This is a genomic window from Micromonospora sp. CPM1 (assembly GCF_023896895.1).
In the GTDB taxonomy this organism is placed as follows: Bacteria; Actinomycetota; Actinomycetes; order Mycobacteriales; family Micromonosporaceae; genus Micromonospora; species Micromonospora tulbaghiae.
In genome coordinates this window covers 214,982-239,011 of sequence record NZ_JAMHIU010000001.1, presented here as the reverse complement: position 1 = coordinate 239,011, position 24,030 = coordinate 214,982, and the positions used below count along the sequence as shown (strand labels likewise).

The following is a 24,030-nucleotide window of genomic DNA, read 5'->3' as shown; positions in this document are numbered from 1 at the left end:
GGCGATGCGCGGCACCGTTCCCGAGCGGCCCGTCGGCCGGCTGACCGACGCCTGGCGGACCTGCGTCGGCACCGGCCGGTTCGACCTGGCCCTGCGACGCGACTATCAGGACTCGCTGGCGCTGGTGCAGCGGGACATCGGTTTCCGGCACATCCGCGGGCACGGGCTGCTCAGCGACGGCGTCGGGGTGCACCGCCCCTACGACTACCGGGGCGAGCGCCGGGTGCGGCACGCCTTCACCTACGTCGACCAGGTCGTCGACGCCTACCTCGAAGTGGGCATCCGGCCCTTCGTGGAGCTGGGGTTCATGCCCTCGGCGCTCGCCTCCGGCGACCAGACGGTGTTCTGGTGGCGGGGCAACGTGACGCCGCCCCGGTCGTACACCGAATGGGGCGACCTGGTCCGCGCCACGGTGGCCCACCTGGTCGACCGGTACGGCCTCGACGAGGTGCGCGGCTGGCCCGTCGAGGTGTGGAACGAGCCCAACCTGCCGGCGTTCTGGGCGGGTGCCGGCCAGGACGCCTACCACCGCCTGTACGAGGTGTCGGCGCACGCCGTCAAGGACGTCGACGCGGCGCTCCAGGTCGGCGGCCCGGCCCTGTCCCCCGGCGCCGACGAGTGGCTGAAGCCCTTCGCCGAGTTCGTCACCGACCGCGACGTACCTGTCGACTTCGTCAGCCGGCACGCCTACACCTCCGGACCGGCCCGGCACCTGCCGTTCGGCACCCGGCAGACCCTGGCCCCGGCGACGGAACTGCTGGAGCAGTTCGCCGCGCCCCACCGGCACCTGGCCGGCACCGCGCTGGCCGACCGCCCGGTGCACATCACCGAGTTCAACTCCTCCTACCGGCCGGACAATCCGATCCACGACACGGCCTTCCACGCCGCCTACCTCGCTCCGGTGCTGGCCGGCGGCGGTGACCTGGTCGACTCCTTCTCCTACTGGACCTTCACCGACGTGTTCGAGGAGGAGGGGGTGCCGACCGCGCCGCTGCACGGCGGCTTCGGCCTGCTCACCCACCGGCAGATCAAGAAACCCACCTACCACCTGTACGCGTTCATGGCCCGGCTCGGCGACGAGGTGCTCGCGCGCGGGCCGGACCACCTCGTCACCCGGCACCCCGACGGCCGGGTCGCGGTGCTGGCCTGGGCCCCTGTCGACGTCACCGGCCGGGAACCGGCACCCGAACGGCACACCCTGTCGCTGTCGGTGCCGATCGGCCCGCCGGGCACCGCGTCGGCGTTCCTGCTCCGCTCGTCGGTGAGCGAGGACGCCGGCAACGCCTGGGCGGCCTGGCGGGAGATGGGCAGCCCGCACTCGCCCCGGCCCCGGCAACTCGACGCGTTGCGGGAGGCCGCCGAGCCGGCCCGTACCCATCGGGCCCTGCCGGTCGCGGGCGGGCGGGCGGACCTCGATCTCGACCTCGCCCGGCACGAGGTGACCCTCGCCGAACTGACTCCGGTTGTGGACGAGACCCCGCCGTGGTGGGACGGCGACCGGTTGCTCGACCCACCCGGGGAGCGATCATGAGCGCCAACCCAGCCGGCGGGCTGCGGGAGTTCGGCGACGGGCCGCTGTCGCGGGCCGCCGCGACGGTCCACATCCTGCTCGTGGTCGAACTGCTGCTCCTGGTGAGCATGCTGCCCGGCCTGGCCGTGCTCGTGCTGCTCGAACGCGACAGCAGCAACCTCCCGCTGGTCGCCGCCGCCGCGCTGCCGGTCGGTCCGGCGGTCTCGGCCGCCCTGTACACGCTGCGGCACCAACGCCCCGACCTGACCGATCTCCGTCCCGCGGCCGCGTTCCGCCGGGCCTACCGGGCCAACCTGCCGGGCGCGCTGCGCGTCTGGGCGCCGACGCTGCTGTGGCTGGCCGTCATCGCGGTCAACCTGGCGAACCTGCCCGCCGCCGCCGTCCCCGGCTGGTGGACGGTGCCGCTCGTGGTGGTCGGTGCGGGCGTGGTCCTGGTCGGCCTCAACGCGCTGGTGATCGTCTCGTTGTTCACCTTCCGCACCCGCGACGTGCTCCGGCTCGCCGTGTACTACGTGGCGCGCAAGCCCGGCGTCACGTTCGGCAACGTCGTGCTGCTGGCCGCCGCCGCCGGTGTCACAGCGGTGTTCTCCGAGGCGGTGCTCGCCCTGCTGGCCGCGCTCCTGGTGCTGGCGCTGCTGCGGATCGGCGGCCCGATGATCGACGACATCCGGGCGGAGTTCACCGCATGAGCGTTCCGGTCACCGGCCGGGCGTCGGCCGACGCCGGCGAGTCGACCTGGCACGCCGCCTGGCTGCCGCCCGCGGCGTTCCGCGAACTCGGCTCCCGGCCGGTGCTGGTGCACGGCGACGGCCTGCTGGTCGACACCGTCCTCGACGAGGTGAGCCGGGCCTGCACCCGGTACGGCGGGCGGGTCTGGCACGGTCCGCCGTGGCAGGTGGACGCCGACCTGGTGCTGGCCCTGCGCGAGGCCGGCCCGGTGCCGAACGCGGCGGCGGAGGCGGCCCGGCTCGGTGCGACACCGGCGGTGAACGGCACCGGCGACGGCGCCCTCGGCGACGAGGGGTACCTGCTGGCGCGGACGAACGGCGTGACTGTGGTGCTGGCCGACGCGCCGGCCGGCCTGCTGTACGGGATGTTCCACGTGGTCCGGCTCGGCGCGGCGGCCTTCGACGACGACCTTCCGGCGCGCCGGCACCGGCCGGCGCTGGACCGGCGGATGCTCGACCACTGGGACAACGTGGCCGTACACCCGGTGTCGGGCCAGGTCGAGCGGGGCTACGCCGGCGGCTCCCTGTTCTGGCGCGACGGCGCCGCCCGGCGCGAGCCCGCCCGGCTCCGGGACTACGCCCGCCTGCTCGCCGCCTGCGGCGTCAACGCGATCTCGGTGAACAACGTCAACGTGCACGACACCGAGGCACTGCTGCTGACCGACCGGCTCGGCGATGTCGCGGAGATCGCCGAGGTGCTCCGCCCGTACGGCATCCGGGTGCATCTGGCGGTGACCTTCGCCGCCCCGGTGGTCCTCGGCGGCCTGCCCACCGCCGACCCGCTGGACGACCGGGTCCGGGCCTGGTGGATCGACGCCACCCGGCGGGTCTACCAGCGGATCTCCGACTTCGGCGGCTATCTGGTGAAGGCCGACTCCGAGGGCCGGCCCGGCCCGTTCGCGTACGGGCGCGACCACGCCGACGGCGCGAACCTGCTCGCCGAGGCGCTCGCCCCGCACGGCGGCGTGGTGCGCTGGCGGGCGTTCGTCTACGACCACCACCAGGACTGGCGGGACCGGTCGACCGACCGGGCCCGGGCCGCCTACGACCACTTCGCGCCGCTGGACGGACGATTCGCCGACAACGTGATCCTCCAGGTGAAGTTCGGCCCGATCGACTTCCAGCCACGCGAACCGGTGTCCCCGGTGCTCGCCGCGATGCCGGCCACCCGGTTGGCGGTGGAGGTGCAGGCGACGCAGGAGTACACCGGCCAGCAGCGGCACGTCTGCTACCTCGGGCCCTGGTGGAGCGAGGTGCTGCGGTTCCGCCCCCGGGGCGAGGCCGGCGGCACGATCGCCGACGTGGCCGCCGGGCGAGCGGGCGCCGGTGGCGGCCTGGTCGCCGTGGCCAACGTGGGCGACGACCCGTTCTGGACCGGGCACCCGCTGGCCCAGTCGAACCTGTACGCCTTCGGCCGGCTCGCCTGGGATCCGCTGCTGGATCCCGCCGCGATCCTCGACGAGTGGATCGACCTGACCTGGCTGCCGGTCACCACGGGCGATCCGGAAGCGGTGCGGCGGACGATGCACGCGATCATGGACGATTCCTGGCGCACCTACGAGCGCTACACCGCCCCGCTCGGCGTCGGCTTCATGGTGCGGCCCGGCCACCACTACGGCCCGGACGTGGACGGCTACGAGTACACCCCGTGGGGCACCTACCACTTCGCGGACCGCGACGGCGTCGGGGTGGACCGGACCCGGGCGACCGGCACCGGCTTCACCGGCCAGTACCCGCCGCCGTGGTCGGAGGTGTACGAGTCACGGGAGCGCTGCCCCGACGAACTGCTGCTGTTCTTCCATCACGTCCCGTACGGGCACGTGCTGCACAGCGGCCGCACCGTCATCCAGCACATCTACGACACGCACTTCGCCGGGGTCGACGAGGTGGCGGCGATGCGGGAGCGGTGGCGGCTCGTCGCCGGGGCGGTCGACCCGGCCGTCCACGACCGGGTCGCCGAGCGCCTCGACGAACAGCTCCGCAGCGCCGTCGAGTGGCGGGACCAGATCAACACCTACTTCTTCCGCAAGTCCGGGGTGCCGGACGCGCACGGTCGCCGCATCCACTGAACCGGCACGCTCACCAGGGGTGCACGGTGCCGTCCGCCAGCCGGTTCACCGGCAGATAGGCCGGCGCGTACGGGTAGCGGGCCGCGGCCTGTTCGTCGATGTCCACCCCGAGCCCCGGGGTCTCGGCCGGGTGCAGGTAGCCGCCGTCATAGTGGTAGCCGTGCGGGAACACCTCGTCCGTCTGCTCGGTGTGCCGCATGTACTCCTGGAGGCCGAAGTTGGGGATGGCGATGTCCAGGTGCAGCGCGGCGGCCATGCAGACCGGGGAGAGGTCGGTGGCGCCGTGCGAGCCGCTGCGGACGTGGTGCAACGCGGCGAGGTCGAAGATGCGCCGAAGGTGGGTGATCCCGCCGGCGTGGACCACAGTGGTGCGGACGTAGTCGATGAGCTGTTCCCGGATGAGCTGGGCGGCGTCCCAGATGCTGCTGAAGACCTCGCCGACGGCGATCGGCGTGGTGGTGTGCGAGCGGATGAGCCGGAACCCCTCCTGGAGGTCCGCCGGGACGGGGTCCTCCATCCAGGTCAACGCGTACGGCTCCAGGCTCCTGCCGAGCCGCGCCGCCTCGATCGGGGTGAGCCGGTGGTGCACGTCGTGCAGCAGGCGGAGGGTGGGGCCGAACTCCTCGCGGACCCGGGCGAACACGCCCGGCACGTGGGCCAGGTAGGCCTCCGTCGACCAGGTCGTCTCGGTCGGCAGCGCGGCGTCGGCGGGCTCGTAGAACATCTTGTCGGCGCTGACGCCGTACGTCCGGGGCAGGCCGGGCACGCCGCACTGCACCCGCACCGCGCGGTAGCCGAGGTCGACGAAGCGGGCGACCTCGGCCAGCACCTCGTCGACGGTCTCGCCGTTGGCGTGCCCGTACACGGTCACTCCCTCGCGGGACCGGCCACCGAGCAACTGGTAGACCGGCAGCCCGGCGACCTTGCCCTTGATGTCCCACAGCGCGGTGTCCACGGCGGCGACGGCGCTCATCGTGACCGGCCCGCGCCGCCAGTACGACCCCTGATAGAGGTACTGCCAGGTGTCCTCGATGCGGGCCGGGTCCCGCCCGATCAGCAGCGGCACGACGTGGTCGCGCAGGTAGGACGCGACTGCGAGTTCCCGGCCGTTGAGGGTGGCGTCGCCGACGCCGGTGACTCCCTCGTCGGTGACGACCTTCAGGGTCACGAAGTTCCGGCCGGGGCAGGTAACGATCACCCGGGCGTCGACGATTCTCATCCGGTCTCCCCTGCGGTCGGCGCACCGGTCACCACAGGATTATCCATCATCGTCGATCGACAAGGGGGGCGGCGCGGGCCGGACCGGTCAGGCCGGTTCGGGTACACCCCCGGGATCCCCGTCGTCGGGCATCGGCTCGACCGGCGCCTCGGGCAGTTCGCCGGGCGTGTCCGGGAGCAGCTCGCCGGGGTCGTCCGGCACGTCCTCACGCGGGTCGATCGGCGGATACACCTCGGGATCGAGGTCGGGGTTGGTCATCGGCCCAGTATCCGACGCCACCGCCCGGACCGCCCGCCGGGCGCGGCGACGGGCGCGCTCGCCCGCATTCCCGGGTGACGCGTCCGCCGATCACTCCGCCCTTCGCCCCTCCGATTCACGCGCGGTCACAGGCTCACCGTCGCCGGCTGCGGGCGACCGGTCCGCCGGTTTGCGCAACCACAGCCACACCCCCGCCAGCAGGCATGCCGCGCCCCCGATCGCGACCGCCGTCTCGGCCGGTTCGGAGAGATCGTCGAGGAACGGGAAGGTCCGGGTGGCGACCATCGCCAGAAGCCCGATCAGCAACAGAAGGCCGGCGGTAACGCGCTGGAGAACCATGCGCATCATTGGATCACGACGTCGATCGCAGCCCGCGTCGGCCTGCTGCTCGTGATCGCGCACGGCTTCGCGGCGTACGGCGTGCCCGCGCCGACCGAGGCGCGCGACCGCAAGGTATGACCGGTCGGCGCGGGCCTGGTCGTCCCGGCGGGTCCGGGCAGTGGCGTCGGCGAGGGGCGGCCGGTGACGACCGGGCGCCCCTCGCCGGACGGGCCACGCGACGGTCAGCGCGGCCGGCAGCCGGTCAGCGGCGGAACGGCCCGGTGACGCAGTAGGTGATGCCGCCGGAGGACGAGCCGGTCGTGCCGCGCTGCGACGAGAAGTACAGCCGGTCCCCCGCCGGGGTGAACGCCGGCCCGGTGATCTCCGAACCGCTCTGTCCGGTGATCCGCAGGAAGACGGAGATCTTGTCGTCCGGCGTGATCATGCAGATCTCCATGTTGCCGCCGTCCTCGGCGACGTAGAGGTCACCGGCCGTGGACCCGGTGATGTTGTCGACGCCGGTCAGCGGAGGGGTGCCGGGGCTGACCAGGTTGTCGTCGTAGGCGAGTTCGTACGTGCCGGCGGCCAGGTTGACCTGCCACACGCGGTTGTCGCCCTTCGTGGTGAACCAGACGGTGTCGTCCGCGTAGTGGCAGCCCTCGCCGCCGTTGAACGTCTTCGCGCCGGACACCTGCTGCCGGGTCGGGGTGGGCGAGCCGTCCGGGTCGGGCACCGTGGCCCAGGTGAACGTGCCGGAGGTGGCCGTACCGGCGCGGAAGACCTGGAGGGTTCCGGCGGACAGGTCGCCCCAGGTGGCCGGCACGAAGCGGTAGAACTTGCCGTCGGTCTCGTCCTCGGTCAGGTAGACGACCCGGCGGACCGGGTCGGCCGCGGCCGCCTCGTGCTTGAACCGGCCCATCGCGGGACGCGCCACGGCGGTCCCGCCGAGGGGGTACGTCTCGAAGACCCGGCCCAGGGACACCTCCTCGCAGGAGAGCCAGGTGTTCCACGGCGTCTTGCCGCCGGCGCAGTTGCTGTTGGTGCCGGAGAGGATCCGCGACGCCCCGACCACGACACCGCTGGAGTTGAAGACCAGACGTGAGGCGCCGCCGCCCGCGCCGGCCGCCACCTCGGAGTTCGACACGTAGATCCAGCCGGAGCCGTTGGGGAACACGGCGCCGCCGTCCGGAGCGTCGTGCCAGGTGTACGACGTCCCCGGCACCGTCCGGCGGGAACGCGCGACGATCGAGCTGGTGAACCCGGCCGGCAACTGGATGCCGTTGGCGTCGGCGGCCTGGAGCCCACCGTAGGGCCCCGCCGCGTTCTGCGCCGGGGCTCCGTACGCGGCCGACCACGCCGTGAAGGGCAGGGCGACAGCGCCCGCACCGAGAACAGTGGCCCGCAACATCGCTCGACGATCCATGGAACCTCCTCCGTAGGTTCCCCAGATCCGACCGTGCGGAGCTTACGCACACCGATCTGTTGGATGAACGTCGATGGACGGCTCGGTGTGCGACGTCGTGCCGCGCCGCTACGGACGCAGATCCGTCCGTGCCGCCCCGGTCGAGGGGTCGTACGGGTAGGAGAGGTGCTGGTGGGTCATCAGCCATGCCCCGTCGCGCCGCTGGAAGACCCGGGTGCCCCGGGACCAGCTCTCGATCGGCGGACCACCGCTCGGGCGTACCGAGACGCGGTTGAGGCCCCACGCGACGGCGAGGTCGCCGTCGACCACGATCGTCAGGTCGGGCACGTCCCAGGCGACTGATCCGTCACCCGACGCCTCCAGACCCGCCGCGCAGACCTCGCGGACCGCGTTCACGCCGACGTATCGCAGCGGCTGGTCGTGCTCGTACGAGACCACGTCGTCGGCTACGGCATCCATCAGGGCATCGAGATCCTTGGCCGCGGTGCCCTCGAACCAGCGCTGGTGGAGCCGGCGTACCTCCGCCTCGGCGGCTGCCGCGTCCGGGGCCGGCTCGGCGGCGGGATCGGCCAGCGGGAAGGAGTGGTGTTCGTGGGTGACCACCCACCGGCCCTCCCGCCTGCGCAGGCCCAGGGTCAGCCGCAGGCGGTTCTCCGGACGTGCGGCGAAGTCGGCCGCCGTGCCGCAGCGCAGGAGCGCGTACGCGAAGGCCACGTCCTCGCCGGCTTCGACGTCCAGCGACTCGACCTCGAACGACGCACCCTGCGCCTGCCACCTGAAGAACGGCGGCCAGATCTCCCGGTAGGCGTCCAACCCGCGCACGCCCTCGTACGGCGGCGGCACGTCGAACATCACCATGTCCTCGGCGTGGTCGGCCAGGACGCCGGCGAGGTTCCCGTCATGAACCGCGGCGGCCCAGCGCTCGACCAGGGCCCCGATCTGTTCTTCGTTGCTCGGCATGTCGGCTCTGCCCTTCGTGGCCGGTGAACCCGTCGGGACTACAACCCCGGCCGGACCGCGAACTCATCGCCTCCGCGCGAACTTTCCGGCAGCCGATCCGGTAGGTCGAAGGCAGGCAGGCGCGCGTCGAGGAACGAGACGACCTCGGCCACCCGGCGCCCCCGCAGCACGAGCAGGTCCAGCCCTGCCGGCAGGTAGGCGGCAGCCGCGTCGTCCCACAGGTACGTCCCGAACGCGAGCTGCCCGTTGGCACTCGTCGGCAGGAACCGCCACCTCCGCCCTCCCGTCACCTCGGCCAGGAAACCGCGGATCCGCTCATGGCCCTCGTACCAGGCGGTCAGCGGCGGCATCGAGTACCGCGCGTCCTCCGTCAGCATCGCCACGATCGTCTCGACGTCGCCGGACTCCCACGCCGCGGCGTACCGCCCGGCCACCTCCCGCTGCCCCGCGTCGCCCAGGTCGGCGAGGATCCGCTGCTGACTGTCCGACGGCGTCAGCCCGGCGACGATCCGGCGGGCGCGCTGCATCGCGCTGTTGACCGCCGCGACGGTGGTGACCAGCATCCGGGCGGTCTCCTCGGCGGAGTAACCGAGAACGTCACGCAGCAGCAGAACGGCACGTTGCCGCGGCGGCAGATGCTGCAACGCGGCGACGAACGCGAGTTCCATGGTCTCCCTCGCGATGGCGTGGGTCTCCGGATCCGGTTGAACGGACGGGGCAAGGCGGTCCGGATACGGTTCGAGCCAGGTCACCTCGGCCCGGGACACGCCCGGAGCGGTGAAATCGGTCGGCAGTTCACGCCGCCCGCGCGAGTGGAGGAGAGACAGCGCGCGGTTGGTGGCGATCCGGTAGAGCCACGGCCGGATCGACCCATGACCCTCGAACCGGTCGACTGCCCGCCATGCCCGATCCAGGGTGTCCTGGACCGCGTCCTCCGCGTCGTGGAAGGAACCGAGCATCCGGTAGCAGTGCGCACGCAGCTCGTCCCGCAGCGGTGCGACCAGACGACTGAAGGCCGCGTCGTCGCCCGCACGCGCCGCCGCCAGCAGCGTCGCCGTCACGTCCTCGCCCGACGGACCGACCTCCGCCGATGGTTCGCCCCGGCTCACCCGTCTCAATCTAGTGCCGGGCACCGTCCCGGGTGCGCGGTCTCTGCGCCCGCCCGGCACAGGCCGGTGGGCCGGGGCACAGAGGGAACGACCTTGGTCGATGCCTTGACTCTCCAGATGAGACCGCTAACACTTGTCTGCAACACGCACTTAACAATCAGGACACATCTGCCCGCCTCGTCGTGACTGGCTTGAGCGTGATCCGGCGATGTTAACGCTAACGGACTCGGACCCCGGGGCAGCAGCGGCTCGACGATCAGCCTGATGCCCGAACCCAGAGAGGCCAGATCGGTGACTCACCACTTCCTGACGCGGACCACGTCGTCGCGGGGCCACACCGCCGGACCACCACGGAGCACCCGGTCGTTTCGCCGGCTGCTGACCGTGCTGGTGGCCGCGACGACGGCGATGGTCGGCGGCATCGTCATCTCGTCACCGGCCATCGCCGCCACCAACCAGTTCCGAGGCATGAACTGGGCCGTGCTGGGTGACAACTTCAGCACCGGCCCGCTCGTCGTGCAGGGCCTGAGCACCTCCGACAGCAACGCGACGGTGCGGGCCAAGGCCAACGCCCTCTATGACGACATGGCTTCCACCATGGGGGTCAACACCGTCCGGCTGCCCATCAACACCCACACGGTGGGGACGGCGTGGTGGGAGGCCTACCGAGGTGCCGTCGACGCCGCCACCGCCCGCGGGTTCAAGGTCATCCTCGCCTACTGGGAGGACGGCGCCGCCTCCGGCGGCCGGATCACGAACCTCGCCGCGTGGAACGCGATGTGGTCCACGGTGACCAACACGTACGGCTCGAACCCCGACGTCTACTTCGAACCGATGAACGAGCCCCACGGTTACAGCTCGGTGGAGTGGCGCAACGTCGCGGCCGACTGGCTCAGCTACCACTACTCGGCGGTGCCCAGCCGGGTGCTCATCGGGGGCACCGGGTTCAGCCAGGACCTGCGCGACATCTGCAACGACACCCGCTTCGCCTCGACTCTGCTGTCCTTCCACCACTACGCCTTCTTCTACGGCGAGATGACCTACGACGCCTTCCGGAGCCACATCCAGACCCGCCTCGGCAACTGCGCGTCGCGGGCGGTCGCCACCGAGTTCGGCGCACCCATGAACGACGGCCGCAACTACGCCGACGCGAACAGCACCGACAACTTCGTGCGCCACATCCGCGCCATGGCCCAGGTCATGCGCGACAACCGGATGGGCGGCACGTACTGGCCCGCGCTCGGCGGCAAGCCCGGCACCATCGGCTACGACTGGTACTCGATGTACTCGCTCAGCGGTAGCGGCACCGACCTCAACCTGACCGTCCGCAACACCTCCGGCGCCGACCAGATCCGGTACGCGTGGGGCGACACCATCGGGGGCGGCCCCACGACGCCCCCACCGTCGACGGGAACGTTCTACCGGATCACCGTGCGGCACAGCGGCAAGGCCATGGACGTCCAGCAACCGAACACCGACAACGGCGCGCGTGTCGGCCAGTACACGTACAACGGCAACACGTGGCAGCAGTGGCAGTTCCAGGACGCCGGCAGCGGCTACTGGCGGCTTGTCAGCCGCAACAGCGGGAAGTGCCTCGACGTGGTGAGCGCGTCCACCGCCGACGGCGCCGAGCTGATCCAGTACACCTGCGGCAGTGGCACCAATCAGCAGTTCCAGATGCTCACGGGCGGCAGTTACTTCCAGCTCCGGGCACGGCACAGCGGCAAGTGCGTGGACGTGCCGGCCGCATCGACCGCGGACGGTGTGGTCCTCAAGCAGTACACCTGCAACACCGGCGCCAACCAGCAGTGGTCGCGTACGGCCGTCTGACGGGCCCGCCGGTTGTCGATGACCTTCCGCGAAGTCAGATCGCCTGCGGCAGCGGGCGGTGGCGGGTCCGCGGCTGCCGGTGAGGCGGACCCCTCCTCCCGGTCCTACCGCTCGCTCGCGGCGCCGGCCGACTCCCACAGCGCGGCGACCGCCGTCCGTACCGCCGGGGTGTGCTCGACCGCGTCGTGCACCACTACGTGTATCGACCGGATCGGCGTCGGGCGGACCACCCGGACGGGGATCACGTCGTCGGGCAGGTGTACTGCCCCGAGCGCAGGGAGCACCGTGAGGCCGATGCCGGCCGCCACGAAGGCGAGCGCGGTCGGGTAGTCGTGCGCCTCGACGCGGAAGGCGGGGCTGAACCCGGCGGCGGTGCAGGCCTCGATGAGGTTGGCGCGACACCAGCCGCGGGCGAAGTCGTTGTCGATCCAACGCTCGTCGGCGAGGTCGGCCAGGTCCACCTCCTCCTGCCCGGCGAGGCGGTGCCCGGCAGGAAGGACGGCCACGTAGGGGTCGTCGAGGAGGTGACGGGTGGTGAAACCCGAGCCGGGGTCGAAGCCGTTGCCTGCCACGACCACCTGGACGTCAGCGCGTTCCTCGCGGCTGTCCGGAATGTGTTCGCGCAGCTGCAGGTCGAGCCGGACTCCGGGGAACTCGGTGAGGATGCGCCGCACCACGAAGGGCATCCAGGCGCCGCCAACTGACGCGAAGTACGCGATGGACAGTGCGCCGGTGCGTCCGGTGCGCAGGTCGGCGATCAGCGACTCGGCCGCTCCGACCCGAGCGAGCACCCGGTCTGCTTCGGCGGCGAGGGCATGCCCGGCGGCCGTCGGTCGCAGGCCGCGTCCCACTCGGGCGAGGAGGGTCAGGCCTGTCTCGCGTTGGAGTGCGGTGAGGTGCTGGCTGATCGCGGAGGGGGTGTAGCCCAGGTTGGCGGCGGCGGCCTGGACGGACCCGGAGGCCACGACGGAGCGGAAGACGCGGAGGCGGTGGACGTCGAGCACCTCACGACAGTAAAGCCCCGCTGAATGGTTGTGAAGAAATAGTCGCTGGTGCTGAACATTCGGGCGCATGAGGATCGTGACATGAGGAGTGCACCGCTGACCGCCGCCCCGAGCCGGCCGACTGCCACCGAGAGCGACCGAGCCGGCGCGGCGTACCCCCGGTCCTGGCCGACGGTCGGTGCCGCCGGTGTCACCGTGCTCCTGTGGGCGTCGGCGTTCGTCGGCATCCGCTTCGCCGGGCACGACCACTCCCCCGGCGCCATGGCGTTGGGCCGTATGGCAGCGGCGTCCGTCGCGCTGAGCGCGTTCATGGCGGTAAACGCCGGCGTCCGACGCCGCAGCACGCGACCGCAGCACGCTCAGCCCGGGCCGGACGCCACGGCTCCCCGCCGGACGGCCCTGCCCCGTGGCGGAACCCTCGCGCTGATCGCGGTCTGGGGCGCGGCCTGGTTCGGCGGATACAACGTGGCGCTCAACGCTGCCGAGCGGCTGGTCGACGCCGGGACTGCGGCACTGCTGGTGGCGGTCGCGCCCATTCTCGTCGCGGTCGCCGCGGTCCTCGTTCTCAACGAGCGGCTCAGCGGCCGGCTCGGCGTCGGGGTGGCGATCGCTTTCGCCGGCGTCGCCCTGATCGCGGCCAGCGGCTTCACCGGACACGCCGACAAGGCCGGCGTCGCCCTGGCGGTGCTCTCCGCCCTCCTGTACGCCTTCGGCGTACTGCTCCAGAAGCGCCTACTGGCGCGGGTGGACGCCGTGACGATGACCTGGCTCGGCGCGCTGGCCGGGACCGCGGCCCTGCTGCCGTTCGCCCCCACGCTCCTGGCAGAGCTCGCCACGGCCCCACCGGCGGCCACCCTGGGCATGCTGTACCTGGGCGTGTTCCCGACCGCTATCGGCTTCCTCACCTGGGGCTACGTCCTGTCCCGCTGGACCGCGGGTCGCACCACCGCCGCGACCTACCTGGTGCCCCCGGTGACCGTCCTGCTGTCGTGGACGCTGCTCGGCGAGGTGCCGGCACCGCTCGCCCTGGCCGGCGGCGCGCTGTGCCTGAGCGGCGTGGTCCTCGCCACGCGCCGCTGACGTCGATGCTCTCGCGCCGATCGGCGGCTGTCGGGAGGCGCCGGCGGGTGCCTACTGCACATCGCGTCCAGGAATCGGTGACCCGGCCGCTCGGCGTGGTCAGAGGCCGGCGGCGTCGTCGTACCGGCGCCGCAGGTCGGCCATCTCCGATGCGGGCAACGCTTCCCTGAGTGCCAGTTCCTCGTACTTGTCGGGGAACATCTCCCGCAGCCGGTCGACGAACCTGACGTCGGCGGTCGCCTCGACCACCGTGATGCCGGGAGGCTGGGTGGTCATGTCCATGATCAACGGGCCGACGAGTTTGACCGCCCCGTCCCACTGGCGCTTCTGCTCGGCGACGCCGCAGAGGTGGAAGCCGTAGACCGTCCGGACGTCGGCCAGTGTGGCGGCCCCGGCGGGCTCGTGGCCGTAGACGTGGACTCCGCAGACGACCTTCGGCGCGGCCTGCTCTCCGGCCGGCGCCTCTGGGGCGGTGTGCCCGGCGTGACCGTGATGTGTCGGGTCCGCCTGCTCGAGGGTCGTACGCATCCGGGCCAGGATCTCCTGGCGGAGAGCTGCCGGGTCCGTCTTCGGGGTGGTCGAGGTGACCACGGCGGCCACGCCGATCGACGCGGCCAGCAGGCACACCTCGATCCACACGAACGCGCTCCGGTACCAGCCGCTGAGTACCCGGGGAATCATTGTCGTTCCTCACCTCGTCGCGGTTCCTGATGGTGGCGGAGGGCAGCGGACGGATCTCTGCTCGGAAGTCGGGTCCGTCCGCAGTGTCACCCCCGGCGCAGGGCCCTGCCCGCGGTGGGATGGCGCATGCCGCGCCACCCCACCGCAGATGCTGTTACCGGGCGGTGCAGGTGAGGTTGGGTGTGGAGTTGGTGCCGTTCCAGGAGGCGTTGAAGCCGAAGCTGGTGGTGGCGTTGGCGCTCAGCGAACCGTTGTAGGCGACGTTGGACGCGGTGACCGACGAACCGCTGGAGGTGACCGTCGCGTTCCAGGAGTTCGTGATGCTCTGGCCGTTGGGCCAGGTCCATGCCACCGTCCATCCGGAGATGGCGGCGTTGCCGGCCCGGACGGTGACCTCGGCGCCGAATCCACCGGACCACTCGTTCGTCTTGCGGAAGGTGGCGGTGCAGGCACCGTTTCCGGCCGGCGGCGGCGTGGTGGGCGGCGGAGTCGTCGGCGGCGGGGTGGTGGGCGGCGGCGTGGTGGGCGGCGGGGTCGTCGGCGGCGGGTTGCCGCCACCGCCGAAGATCACGTCACTGCAGAGGTAGTACGGCTGGTCGAGGTGGGACGCCTGCCAGATGGTGTAGACGACGTGCCGCCCGGTGCGGTTGCCCGCGTTCACCTGCGCCTCGTAGAGCCCGGTGGTCGGGTAGCTGCCGGTGCGGAGTACCAGCTCGAGGCTGTTCCAGGTGAGGGGCTGGGTGGTCGGGTCGAATCCCTGCTTGGTGATGTAGATCAACATGTAGTCGGCGCCGTGCTTGGCGCCGTCGGTCAGCGTCAGCGTGAAGTTGTTCGGCATCGGCTTCGCGGTCCACGCGCCGACCGCGTCGAGCGAGGCGTACAGGCCACCCTGGGTGCGGCCGCCGCTGCACAGCTGCCCGTCCGGCACGACGGCCTGGTGGTTGCCGCCGACGTTCTCGCGGTACAGGCCGTTCCAGTTCCACATGGTGTTCGGGTTGGCCTGCCACGCCTGCCAGCACATCGGGTCGGTTTGGGCCATCGTGGGGTTGAGGTGGTCGGAACCCCAGCGCTCGTAACATCCGTAGTTGCGTGACGGCGGGTTGGTGACCGATCCGTGCGCCGAGGCCGGACCGGCCTGGTTGACGGCGACCATCGTGAACGAGGCGACGAGAACTGCGACCGCGCCCAGTCCCAGACGGCGTACTGTCCGTGAGATTTTCATGATGCTCCAGTGGATGCGCCGGCGCCCAGTGGCCCTCGCTGGGTGCCCACCCCGGAGAAGGTGACGCCGATCGGTTCAAGCCGTCCCAGGGGTGGACGGCACTGCTGCCCAGCAGCGCATGGCGACTCCCAGCCACGATGTTAGTAAAGACGGCTGTCAATGTAAATCGATACCGGCGCACCGGATCAGACCGCGAGGGCCGCGCGCACCTCCCGCTCCGCCGTCACTCCCCCGTCGCCGTGCGAGGTGACCCGGCCGGATTCGAGGACGTGGTAGCGGCTCGCCACCCGCAGCGCGAACCCGAGGTGCTGCTCGACGAGCAGCACGCTGAAGCCGGACTGCCGGGTCAGCTCGACGATCCTTTCCTGGATCTCGGCGACCACCGACGGCTGGATGCCCTCGGTCGGCTCGTCGAGCATGAGCAGCCGCGGCCGGGTGATCAACGCGCGGGCGATGGCGAGTTGCTGACGCTGACCACCGGAGAGCAGCCCGGCCCGCCGCCGCAGCAGCGGACGCAGCGCCGGGAACAGGTCCAGCACCTCCGCCGTCGCCACCGCGCCGTCGCGCCGGGCGTCCGCGACGAGGCGCAGGTTCTCCGCCGCCGTCAGGTGCGGGAAGCACTGCTGGCCCTGCGGGACGTACGCCATGCCGCGCGCCACCCGCTCGTGCGGCGCGAGGCGGGTGACGTCCTCGCCGTCCAGCTCGACGGTGCCGGCGGTCGGGCGCAGCAGGCCCGCCGCGACCCGCAGCAGGGTGCTCTTACCGGCGCCGTTGTGCCCGAGCACCGCGGCCACCCCGTCGGGCGGGACGGCGAGGTCCACGCCGTGCAGCACCCGGGAACGCCCGTATCCGGCGTGCACCCCGCGCAGGGTCAGCATCATGCCTCCAGACCGCTGGGGACCGACCCGGCGTCGACCGGGTGGCCGAGGTAGACCTCCTGCACGCGCGGGTCCGCCTGGACCTGCGCCACAGTGCCCTCGCTGAGCACCTTCCCCGCGTGCAGTACTGTGACGCTGCGCGCGAAGCGACGCAGGAAGTCCATGTCGTGCTCGATCACCACCACCGTGCGGTCCCGGCTCACCGTCTCCAGCAGGGTGCCCGTGGCGTCGCGCTCCTCGTGGCTCATCCCGGCGACCGGCTCGTCGAGCAGCAGCAGCCGCGCGTCCTGCACCAGCAGCATGCCGATCTCCAGCCACTGCTTCTGGCCGTGCGCGAGCGTGCCGGCGAGCCGGTCGGCCCGGCCGGTCAGCCCGATGGTCTCCAGCGCGGCGGCCACCTCGTCGGGGATCCCCCGCCGACGCCGGGCCAGGGTGGCCCAGCTCCGGCGGGCACCCGCGGCGATGTCGAGGTTCTGCACGACCGTCAGCTCCTCGAAGATGGTCGACGTCTGGAACGTCCGGCCGATGCCGAGCCGGCTGATCCGGTGCACCGGGCGCCCCAGCAGCTCCTGGTCGCCGAAGCACACCGAGCCGGTGGCCCGCACCAGACCGGTGATCGCGTCGACCACTGTGGTCTTGCCGGCACCGTTCGGCCCGATCAGGAACCGGATGTCACCGGCGGGCACCTCCAGCGAGACGCCGTCGACGGCGGTGAAGCCGTCGAAGCTGACCCGCACGTCACGGACGGACAGCCCGTCCAGCCGGTCGCCGCTCACTGGTTCACCTCGGCCCGCTGGGCACGCCGTCGGCCCGGCGCCGGCCAGCCGCGCCGGCTCCGCTGCGGGCCGGCGTCGCGGCGGCGGGCCAGCGCCCACAGCGACGCCAGGCCGCCGGGAAGGAACGCCACCACCACCACGAAGAGCAGACCCTGCAGGTACGTCCAGGTGCCCGGGAAACGTTCGGAGAGGGCGGTACGCGCCCAGGCGACCGCCACCGCGCCGAGCACCGGCCCGAGCAGCGTGGCCCGGCCGCCCACCGCCACACCGATGACGAACTCGATCGACGGGACGATGCCGATGAGGGCGGGCGAAATGATGCCCACCGCCGGCACGAACAGCGCGCCGGCGAGGCCCGCCATACCCGCCGCCACCACGTAGGCGACGAGCTTGACCGACGCCGGGTCGTAGCCGAGGAAGCGGACCCGCTCCTCGCTGTCACGCACCGCCACCAGCAGTTCCCCGTAGCGGCTGTGGACGACCTGGCGGGCCAGCGCGAGCAGCGCGAGCAGGACGCCGGCGATGATGAAGTAGACCATCCGCTGGTTGACCGGGTCGTCCAGGTCGTAACCGAAGAAGCCCTGGATGTCGGTGAGCCCGTTGGTGCCGCCCGTGGTCCCCTGCTGGCCGATCAACAGGATCACCATGGCGGCGGCGAGCGCCTGGCTGAGGATGGCGAAGTACGCGCCCCGCACGCGGCGGCGGAACACCAGCGAGCCGAGCCCGAAGGCGACGGCCATCGGCAGCAGCACCGTGGCCGGCAGCGCGAACCACGGGCTGGCGAACGGCCGCCACCAGACTGGTAGTTCGTCGAGCTGCCCGTACAGCTGCATGAAGTCGGGCATCCCACCGGGACCCGCGTCGGCGAGCTTGAGGTGCATGGCCATCGCGTAGCCGCCCAGGCCGAAGAAGACGCCCTGGCCGAGGGTGAGCATGCCGCCGCGCCCCCAGGCGATGCCGATGCCGACGGCCACCATGGCGATGCACAGGTACTTGGCGAGCAGGGCCAGCCGGAAGTCCGACAGCGCCAGCGGCGCGACGGCGAACAGCAGCGCCGCGCCGAACGCGAACCCCGCCGCCGCGCGCAGCCGGGACCGGCCACCGGGCCGGCTCGCAGGCGCGATGCCGGCCGGGGCCGGTGCGTCGGCGGTGGTCGGTGGCGCGGGTGTCACGGCGGTCATGCGAGGCTCCTGGTCCGCAGGGCGAACAGGCCCTGTGGCCGCCACTGGAGGAACGCGACGATCGCCACGAAGACGATCACCTTGGCGACGCTGAGGGTCGTGAGGTACTCCCCGGTGGCCTGGAGGACCCCGAGGGCGAAGGCGACGATCACGCTGCCCTTGAGCTGACCGATCCCGCCGACCACGACGACCAGGAAGGCGTCGATGATCAGGTTGGTGCCCATGGTCGGGCCGATCGGGCCGAGCAGGGTGAGCGCCACCCCGGCGAGCCCGGCCAGGCCCGAGCCGAGAAAGAAGGTCGTCCGGTCGACCCGGGCGGTGGGGACGCCGGACACCGCGGCGAGGTCGCGGTTCTGCACGACCGCGCGGATCCGGCGCCCCAACGGGGTGAACCGCAGCGCCAGGGTGAGTGCGGCGACGGCGGCGAGGGCCAGGGCCAGGATGAACAGCCGGTTGTTGGCGACCGACAGCCCGCCGGGCAGGGCCACGTTGCCGGTGAGCAGGTCGGGCGCGCGGGTCTGCACGTTCGGACTGCCGAAGACGTCCCGGGCGAGCTGTTGCAGCATCAGGGACACGCCCCAGGTGACCAGCAGCGTGTCCAAGGGACGGGCGTAGAGCCGGCGGATCAGCAGGATCTCCAGCAGCACCCCCATCGTGCCGGCGACCACGAACGCCACCGGCAGCGCGACCAGCAGCGACAGGCCGGCGCCGGTGATGCTCTGTTGCAGCACGTACGTGGTGTAGGCGCCGGCCATGATGAACTCGCCGTGCGCCATGTTGATGACGTTCATCTGGCCGAAGGTCAGCGCCAGCCCGAGCGCGATGAGCAGCAGCACCGCGCCGATGCTGATGCCGGTGAAGAGTTGACCGAAGAGGACTGTCACGGTGGGTACTCCCGTACTGCTGGTCGGGGTCCCGGGCGGAAGCGCGTCGTCGCGGTGCCCGCCCGGGGCCGGCGTCGTCAGCTCAGGGCGCTCGCCCACGGATAGGTCTTGAGGTACGGGTCCGGCGCGATCGGCTTGCCGGAGTTCCACACCTCGGTGATCAGGCCGTCCGCGCCGACCTTGCCGATGCGGGCGGTCTTGGCGATGTGCTGGGTCTTGCCGTCGACGGTGACCAGGCCCTCCGGCGCGTCGAAGGTGATGCCGTCGGAGGCGCCGCGGACCTTCTCGACGTCGAACGCGCCGGCCTTCTCGACCATCGCCTTCCACAGGTAGACGCTGACGTAGGCGGCCTCCATCGGGTCGCTCGTCGGCTTGTCCGCGCCGTACTTCGCCTTGTACGCGGCCACGAACTTGCCGTTCGCCGCGCCGGGTGTGGTCTGGTAGTAGTTCCAGGCGGTCAGCTGACCCTCCAGGTACTGGGTGCCGATGCTCTTGACCTCCTCCTCGGCGATGGACACCGACACCACAGGCATCGCGGCGGCGGTCAGCCCGGCCGACTTGTACTCCTTGAAGAACGCCACGTTGCTGTCGCCGTTGAGCGTGTTGAAGACCGCCTTCGCGCCGGACGACTTGACCTTGTTGACGATCGTGCCGAATTCGGTGGACCCGAGCGGCGCGTAGTCCTCGCCGACCACTGTCATCCCGTTCGCCGCCGCGTACGCCTTGATGATTTTGTTGGCCGTCCGCGGGAAGACGTAGTCGCTGCCGACCAGGTAGACCGATTTCGTTCCCTGGGCCTTGAGGTAGTCGAGCCCGGGGACGATCTGCTGGTTGGTCGTCGCGCCCGTGTAGAAGATGTAGGGCGACTGTTCCAGACCCTCGTACTGCACCGGGTAGAACAGCAGCGCCTTGTTCTTCTCGAACACCGGCTTGACCGCCTTGCGGCTGGCCGACGTCCAGCAGCCGAAAACGGCTGCGACCCGGTCCTCGGAGATGAGCTTCTCGGCCTTCTCGGCGAAGGTGGGCCAGTCCGAGGCGCCGTCCTCCCCGACCGGCTGGATCTTCTTGCCGAGGACGCCGCCGGCGGCGTTGATCTCCTCGACGGCGAGCATGATGGAGTCGCGGACGGTGACCTCGCTGATCGCCATGGTGCCGGAGAGCGAGTTGAGCAGGCCCACCTTGACGGTGTCGCCGGAGACGTCGGCGGTGACGCCGGCCGCGCCGCCCTCGTCACTGGTCTTGCTGCCGCACGCGGTCATGGCCGCCGCGGCGACGAGGGTCATGGCACCCGCCAGGATGCGGCGGCCCCAAAGAACTGACATCTAATCTCCCTGCGGTGCACTCAAGTAGCGAAAGGGCGGTCGGTGCGGTCCGGTGGAGTTGGCGACGACGAGGCCGACGGGTGGACGTCGCGTGTGGTCATCGCATCGGTTACGGGCACGCAAAGCGTTGACCGACATGATTGCGCGGACGTTTCCCAGTCCTTAATTGACTGTTTCCCACACACCTGGCGAGAGCGCACGACACAACGACTGACGGCGCCCCATGCGAGACGATTTCAGCCGTGTCCAATTCGCCGAAGAATAGCGCCGCCACAATGGTCGGCGGACAGATTCCGCCGAGGGTGGACAGACGTTCACGGTATCCGCCCCTGGGGCAGATACTTCACGCAGGAAGCATCTTATGACCGGGCCGGGTGGACGTGTCAAGGGTCTGCACCGGACGGTCAGAGCTGGGCGAGCACGGTGAAGTCGAGACCGTCGGCCTCGGCGAGGTAGATCCGCTGGCGCACGTGCCGCCGACGCAGCTGGAGCCGGCCGCGCGGCCCGTGGTACGCCACCGTGTCGGCGGCCGTCTCGATCGCCCGCACGTCGAGAGTGCGGGCCTGCCCGATCAGGGCGGCGAGCAGCATCACGCCCTCGTAGCAGGACTCCCCCAGGCTGCCCAGCGGCGGCGCCTCCACCCCGAACCGGCGGGCGAACTCGCCGTGGAAGTCGAGGTTCTCCTGCGTCACCAGGCCGGCGAAGAAGCCCGCCGTGCTGTAGAGCCGCCGTGTCGCGCCCGCCCCGCTGGCCAGCAGCATGTTCTCGTCCATCAGGGTGCTCAGCCGCAGGCAACGCTGGTCCATCGCGACCCGCGCGAACGCCCGGTTGAACCGCACCGCGTCCGCGCCGACGAGCAGCATCACCACGGCGTCGGCCGCGCTGCGCTCGATCCGGCGCATCACGTCGTCGAAGTCGTGCGTCTCCAACGGCAGGAACGCCTGCCCCACCACGCGACCACCGCCGCGCAGCGCGTACCGGTGGGCCGCCCGCGCGGTGCGCCGGGGCCACACGTAGTCGTTGCCGACGACGAACCAGCGGCGCACGCCCTGCTCCCCCGCGAGCAGCCGCATCGCGGGCCACAGCTGGGCGTCCGGCGTCTCGCTGGTCAGATATACCCCCTCGGTACGCTCACCGCCCTCGTACAGGGCGGTGTAGACGTACGGCACGCGGTGCGCGACCCGGGGCGCGAGCGCCTGCCGCACCGAGGAGATGTGCCAGCCGGTCACGCCCTGCACGGCGCCCACCGACACCAGCGCCTCCACCTGGGCGGCCACCTCAGCCGGCGGGGCGCCACCGTCGACCGGCACCAGCCGCACCTCGCGGCCCAGCACCCCGCCACCGGCGTTGATCTCCTCGACCGCGAGCTGGGCGCAGAGTTCGCAGGTCGGGCCGAACATCCCCGCCGGCCCGCGCATCGGGTACACCAGCGCGATGCCGACCACGGTCCGATCGACTGTGAGCCACGGCGGGGCCGGCGCGGACATGAGCCCATGATTGCCCGGCCGACGTGGGAAAACCACAGCTCTCCACGGACCGGGACGAGTCGCTACCATGACAGGGCCACCGGCCCAGGGAGTTCGATGTCAGACGTGCCCGGGGCGCCAGCCGATCTGCTGCGCTCGCTCACCCGCGCCGAACGGCTGCTCTCCCGCCGGTTGGCCGCCGTTCTGGCCGACCACGACCTGACCACCGAGGCGTGGCGGGTGCTCTGCCTGCTCGCCGACGGTCAGGGCCATCCGATGAGCGAGGTGTCCGCCGAGGCGTCGTTGCCGCCGGGAACCCTCACCAAGCTGGTCGACCAGCTCGTCGACCGTAACCTGGTTTTCCGGCGGATCGACCCGCTGGACCGCCGGCGGATCCGGGCCTACCTGACCGCCCGGGGGCGCCGCGAGCACGCGCGCCTCGACGAGCGGGTCCGGACCAGCCTCGCCGAGGCGGGCGTACCGGGCGACACCGCCCTGCTCGACCACCTCGCCGACCTGATCGCCCGGCTCGACCCGGCGGGCCGCCGTGACCACGTCGAGGCGGCCGGCCCTCGCCGCTGACCCCGCTTCAGTCCACCTTGGTGAGCAGCGGCTCGACCTCCACGTCGAGGTGGGCGCGCAGCGTGTGCGCGTCGGGAGCCGTGGCGGTCCACAGTGTCGCCGGACCGCTCGCCAGGGGCAGCCGGGCGACGGTGCCCTCGACCGTCGCGGTCTCGTGGGGAAGCGACGGGTCCACCACCAGCAGCGACCCGGTGGCCGGCGCGCCGCCGAGCACCGCGGGGCCGGCCCAGCCGGGCGCGCCCGGTCCCACTTCAAGCGACTGGCGCAGCAGCGGCCGGCCGTCGTAGTCGACCCGGGTGTGGACGACCGCGCCGCCCGGCGCCTCCCCGTACCGGCCGCAGATCACCTCGTCGCGCCAGGTCAGCATCGCCCCGGCGGCCAGCTCGACCCGGGACTCGGCGAGGTGGGCGCAGCCGGCCGCCGCGACCAGTTGCTCGGGCAGCCAGCGCAGTGCGCCGCCGTCGTGCACCACGGCGCGGACCGCCATCCGCGACACGGCGCCGGGCCGGCCGGGCAGGGCGACCGAGGCGGCGACGGTGTGCAGCCGCACCGCCGCCCCCGGTCCCACGTCGATCTCCAGGCGCAGGTCGTCGCCGGCGAGCGGGCCGGCCGCCCCGCCGACGACGTACACGGTCACGCCACGGCCGCTGCCGGGCGTCTGCCGCAACAGCAGCGGCGTCTCACCACGCAGCTCGGCGAGGACCGTGCCGCCCCGGCCGTCGGCCCGGGCGACCAGCCGGGCGTACGCGCGCATCAGGCCGGGCCGACCCGCGTGGTGACCGGGTGCAGTGCGGCGTGGTGGGTCAGTTCGTGGCGGATCCAGTCGGCGACCCGCCCCGCCGCCGGGTCGCCGACGATCGACAGGAACACGGTCGGCAGGTCGCCGCGCCGGGCACGCGCGTCCCGGTCCATGACGGCCAGGTCAGCGCCCACCATGGGGGCCAGGTCGGCCTTGTTGATCACGAGCAGGTCGGCGGACGTCACCCCCGGTCCGCCCTTGCGCGGCACCTTGTCCCCGCCGGCCACGTCGACCACGAATATCTGCCGGTCCACCAGACCCCGGCTGAACGTGGCGGTCAGGTTGTCCCCGCCGCTCTCGACCAGCACCAGGTCCAGCGGGCCGACCGCCTCGACCAGCTCGTCCACCGCGTCGAGGTTGGCCCCGATGTCGTCCCGGATGGCGGTGTGCGGGCAGCAACCGGTCTCCACGGCGCGGATCCGGCTCGGGTCCAGCACACCGGCCCGCTTGAGGAAGTCGGCGTCCTCGGTCGTGTAGATGTCGTTGGTGACCACGCCGAGCCGCAGCTCGCCGGCGAACGCCCGGCACAGGGCCGCCACCAGGGCGGTCTTGCCGGACCCGACCGGCCCGCCGATGCCGACGCGCAGCGCCCGGCCGGGGAGTGCCAGCGGCGGGTGCGGGTCCACCCCCGGTTCAGGGTGGGTGTGCGGAACGGTCTCGTCGTGCGGGGCGGGATTCCGGCCGGCAGTGGGCGCAGCGGCCGGCGC

Annotated in this window: 23 protein-coding genes; 6 read left to right on the top strand and 17 right to left on the bottom strand. The window is 71.9% G+C overall.

Going from position 1 to position 24,030, the window contains the following annotated elements; all coding sequences use genetic code 11:
• Positions 1–4: 4 nt before the first annotated feature.
• The 3 genes from M8C11_RS00935 to M8C11_RS00925 are packed head-to-tail and all read left to right on the top strand — an operon-like array spanning position 5 to position 4,328.
• A complete protein-coding gene (locus tag M8C11_RS00935) occupies positions 5–1,531 on the top strand; it encodes a xylan 1,4-beta-xylosidase (protein WP_252447812.1) in 1,527 nt (508 codons plus the stop codon).
• Entirely contained in the window at positions 1,528–2,220 is a 693-nt protein-coding gene (locus M8C11_RS00930) for a hypothetical protein (protein WP_252447811.1), read from the top strand. The genes M8C11_RS00935 and M8C11_RS00930 overlap by 4 nt, the downstream gene beginning before the upstream one ends.
• Positions 2,217–4,328, top strand: coding sequence for an alpha-glucuronidase (locus tag M8C11_RS00925; protein ID WP_252447810.1), 2,112 nt, complete (start codon positions 2,217–2,219; stop codon positions 4,326–4,328). Before M8C11_RS00930 ends, M8C11_RS00925 begins: the two co-directional genes overlap by 4 nt.
• Positions 4,329–4,338: 10 nt before the next feature.
• Here the strand turns inward: M8C11_RS00925 and manD are convergent, their stop codons facing one another.
• From manD to M8C11_RS00895, 6 genes are all read right to left on the bottom strand, one after another.
• Entirely contained in the window at positions 4,339–5,547 is a 1,209-nt protein-coding gene (gene manD, locus M8C11_RS00920) for a D-mannonate dehydratase ManD (RefSeq protein ID WP_252447803.1), read from the bottom strand.
• An 87-nt stretch (positions 5,548–5,634) separates the two neighbouring features.
• Positions 5,635–5,805 (bottom strand): hypothetical protein, encoded by a 171-nt coding sequence (locus M8C11_RS00915; RefSeq protein ID WP_181726501.1) that lies wholly within the window; start codon positions 5,803–5,805, stop codon positions 5,635–5,637.
• A 90-nt stretch (positions 5,806–5,895) separates the two neighbouring features.
• Positions 5,896–6,207, bottom strand: a complete 312-nt coding sequence (locus tag M8C11_RS00910) for a hypothetical protein (protein WP_252447799.1) — start codon at positions 6,205–6,207, stop codon at positions 5,896–5,898.
• Between the two features lie 181 nt (positions 6,208–6,388).
• The gene (locus M8C11_RS00905) at positions 6,389–7,549 is read right to left on the bottom strand and encodes an alkaline phosphatase PhoX (RefSeq protein WP_252447797.1); all 1,161 of its coding nucleotides are present in this window, start codon (positions 7,547–7,549) and stop codon (positions 6,389–6,391) included.
• 108 nt (positions 7,550–7,657) lie between these two features.
• Positions 7,658–8,509 carry an SgcJ/EcaC family oxidoreductase gene (locus M8C11_RS00900; RefSeq protein ID WP_252447795.1) on the bottom strand — a complete coding sequence of 284 codons (852 nt, stop codon included), beginning with the start codon at positions 8,507–8,509 and terminating at the stop codon, positions 7,658–7,660.
• A 38-nt stretch (positions 8,510–8,547) separates the two neighbouring features.
• Positions 8,548–9,555 (bottom strand): sigma-70 family RNA polymerase sigma factor, encoded by a 1,008-nt coding sequence (locus M8C11_RS00895; protein WP_252448160.1) that lies wholly within the window; start codon positions 9,553–9,555, stop codon positions 8,548–8,550.
• A 327-nt stretch (positions 9,556–9,882) separates the two neighbouring features.
• Between M8C11_RS00895 and M8C11_RS00890 the strand changes: the two genes are divergently transcribed.
• Positions 9,883–11,448: an RICIN domain-containing protein gene (locus M8C11_RS00890; protein WP_252447788.1), complete on the top strand. Its 1,566-nt coding sequence runs from the start codon at positions 9,883–9,885 to the stop codon at positions 11,446–11,448.
• Positions 11,449–11,552: 104 nt separating this feature from the next.
• Here the strand turns inward: M8C11_RS00890 and M8C11_RS00885 are convergent, their stop codons facing one another.
• Entirely contained in the window at positions 11,553–12,452 is a 900-nt protein-coding gene (locus tag M8C11_RS00885; protein ID WP_252447786.1) for a LysR family transcriptional regulator, read from the bottom strand.
• An 81-nt stretch (positions 12,453–12,533) separates the two neighbouring features.
• Here M8C11_RS00885 and M8C11_RS00880 point away from each other — a divergent pair, with 81 nt between their 5' ends.
• Positions 12,534–13,532, top strand: a complete 999-nt coding sequence (locus tag M8C11_RS00880; protein ID WP_252447785.1) for a DMT family transporter — start codon at positions 12,534–12,536, stop codon at positions 13,530–13,532.
• A gap of 99 nt (positions 13,533–13,631) precedes the next feature.
• On the opposite strand, the gene M8C11_RS00875 is transcribed toward M8C11_RS00880, so the two are convergent.
• The 8 genes from M8C11_RS00875 to M8C11_RS00840 all read right to left on the bottom strand — a co-directional run bounded on the left by M8C11_RS00875 (position 13,632) and on the right by M8C11_RS00840 (position 21,963).
• On the bottom strand, positions 13,632–14,213 hold the full coding sequence (locus M8C11_RS00875; protein WP_252447783.1) for a hypothetical protein: 582 nt from the start codon (positions 14,211–14,213) through the stop codon (positions 13,632–13,634).
• A gap of 154 nt (positions 14,214–14,367) precedes the next feature.
• Positions 14,368–15,435, bottom strand: coding sequence for a lytic polysaccharide monooxygenase (locus tag M8C11_RS00870; RefSeq protein ID WP_252447782.1), 1,068 nt, complete (start codon positions 15,433–15,435; stop codon positions 14,368–14,370).
• 185 nt (positions 15,436–15,620) lie between these two features.
• On the bottom strand, positions 15,621–16,316 hold the full coding sequence (gene urtE / locus M8C11_RS00865; protein ID WP_252447781.1) for an urea ABC transporter ATP-binding subunit UrtE: 696 nt from the start codon (positions 16,314–16,316) through the stop codon (positions 15,621–15,623).
• Positions 16,313–17,089 (bottom strand): urea ABC transporter ATP-binding protein UrtD, encoded by a 777-nt coding sequence (gene urtD / locus M8C11_RS00860; protein ID WP_252447780.1) that lies wholly within the window; start codon positions 17,087–17,089, stop codon positions 16,313–16,315. The genes urtE and urtD overlap by 4 nt, the downstream gene beginning before the upstream one ends.
• Positions 17,086–18,270 carry an urea ABC transporter permease subunit UrtC gene (gene urtC, locus M8C11_RS00855; protein WP_252447779.1) on the bottom strand — a complete coding sequence of 395 codons (1,185 nt, stop codon included), beginning with the start codon at positions 18,268–18,270 and terminating at the stop codon, positions 17,086–17,088. The genes urtD and urtC overlap by 4 nt, the downstream gene beginning before the upstream one ends.
• Complete coding sequence (urtB, locus tag M8C11_RS00850) at positions 18,267–19,154, bottom strand: urea ABC transporter permease subunit UrtB (protein WP_252447778.1); 888 nt, start codon at positions 19,152–19,154, stop codon at positions 18,267–18,269. The genes urtC and urtB overlap by 4 nt, the downstream gene beginning before the upstream one ends.
• Before the next feature lie 77 nt (positions 19,155–19,231).
• Positions 19,232–20,476, bottom strand: a complete 1,245-nt coding sequence (gene urtA, locus M8C11_RS00845; protein ID WP_252447776.1) for an urea ABC transporter substrate-binding protein — start codon at positions 20,474–20,476, stop codon at positions 19,232–19,234.
• Between the two features lie 404 nt (positions 20,477–20,880).
• Complete coding sequence (locus M8C11_RS00840; RefSeq protein ID WP_252447774.1) at positions 20,881–21,963, bottom strand: substrate-binding domain-containing protein; 1,083 nt, start codon at positions 21,961–21,963, stop codon at positions 20,881–20,883.
• 96 nt (positions 21,964–22,059) lie between these two features.
• On the opposite strand from M8C11_RS00840, the gene M8C11_RS00835 reads away from it, so the two are divergent.
• Entirely contained in the window at positions 22,060–22,524 is a 465-nt protein-coding gene (locus M8C11_RS00835) for a MarR family winged helix-turn-helix transcriptional regulator (protein WP_252447770.1), read from the top strand.
• Between the two features lie 7 nt (positions 22,525–22,531).
• Here M8C11_RS00835 and M8C11_RS00830 read toward each other — a convergent pair whose 3' ends face one another.
• Positions 22,532–23,278 (bottom strand): urease accessory protein UreD, encoded by a 747-nt coding sequence (locus tag M8C11_RS00830; RefSeq protein ID WP_252447766.1) that lies wholly within the window; start codon positions 23,276–23,278, stop codon positions 22,532–22,534.
• Positions 23,278–23,949 (bottom strand): urease accessory protein UreG, encoded by a 672-nt coding sequence (gene ureG, locus M8C11_RS00825; RefSeq protein WP_252447764.1) that lies wholly within the window; start codon positions 23,947–23,949, stop codon positions 23,278–23,280. Before ureG ends, M8C11_RS00830 begins: the two co-directional genes overlap by 1 nt.
• Between the last annotated feature and the right edge of the window lie 81 nt (positions 23,950–24,030).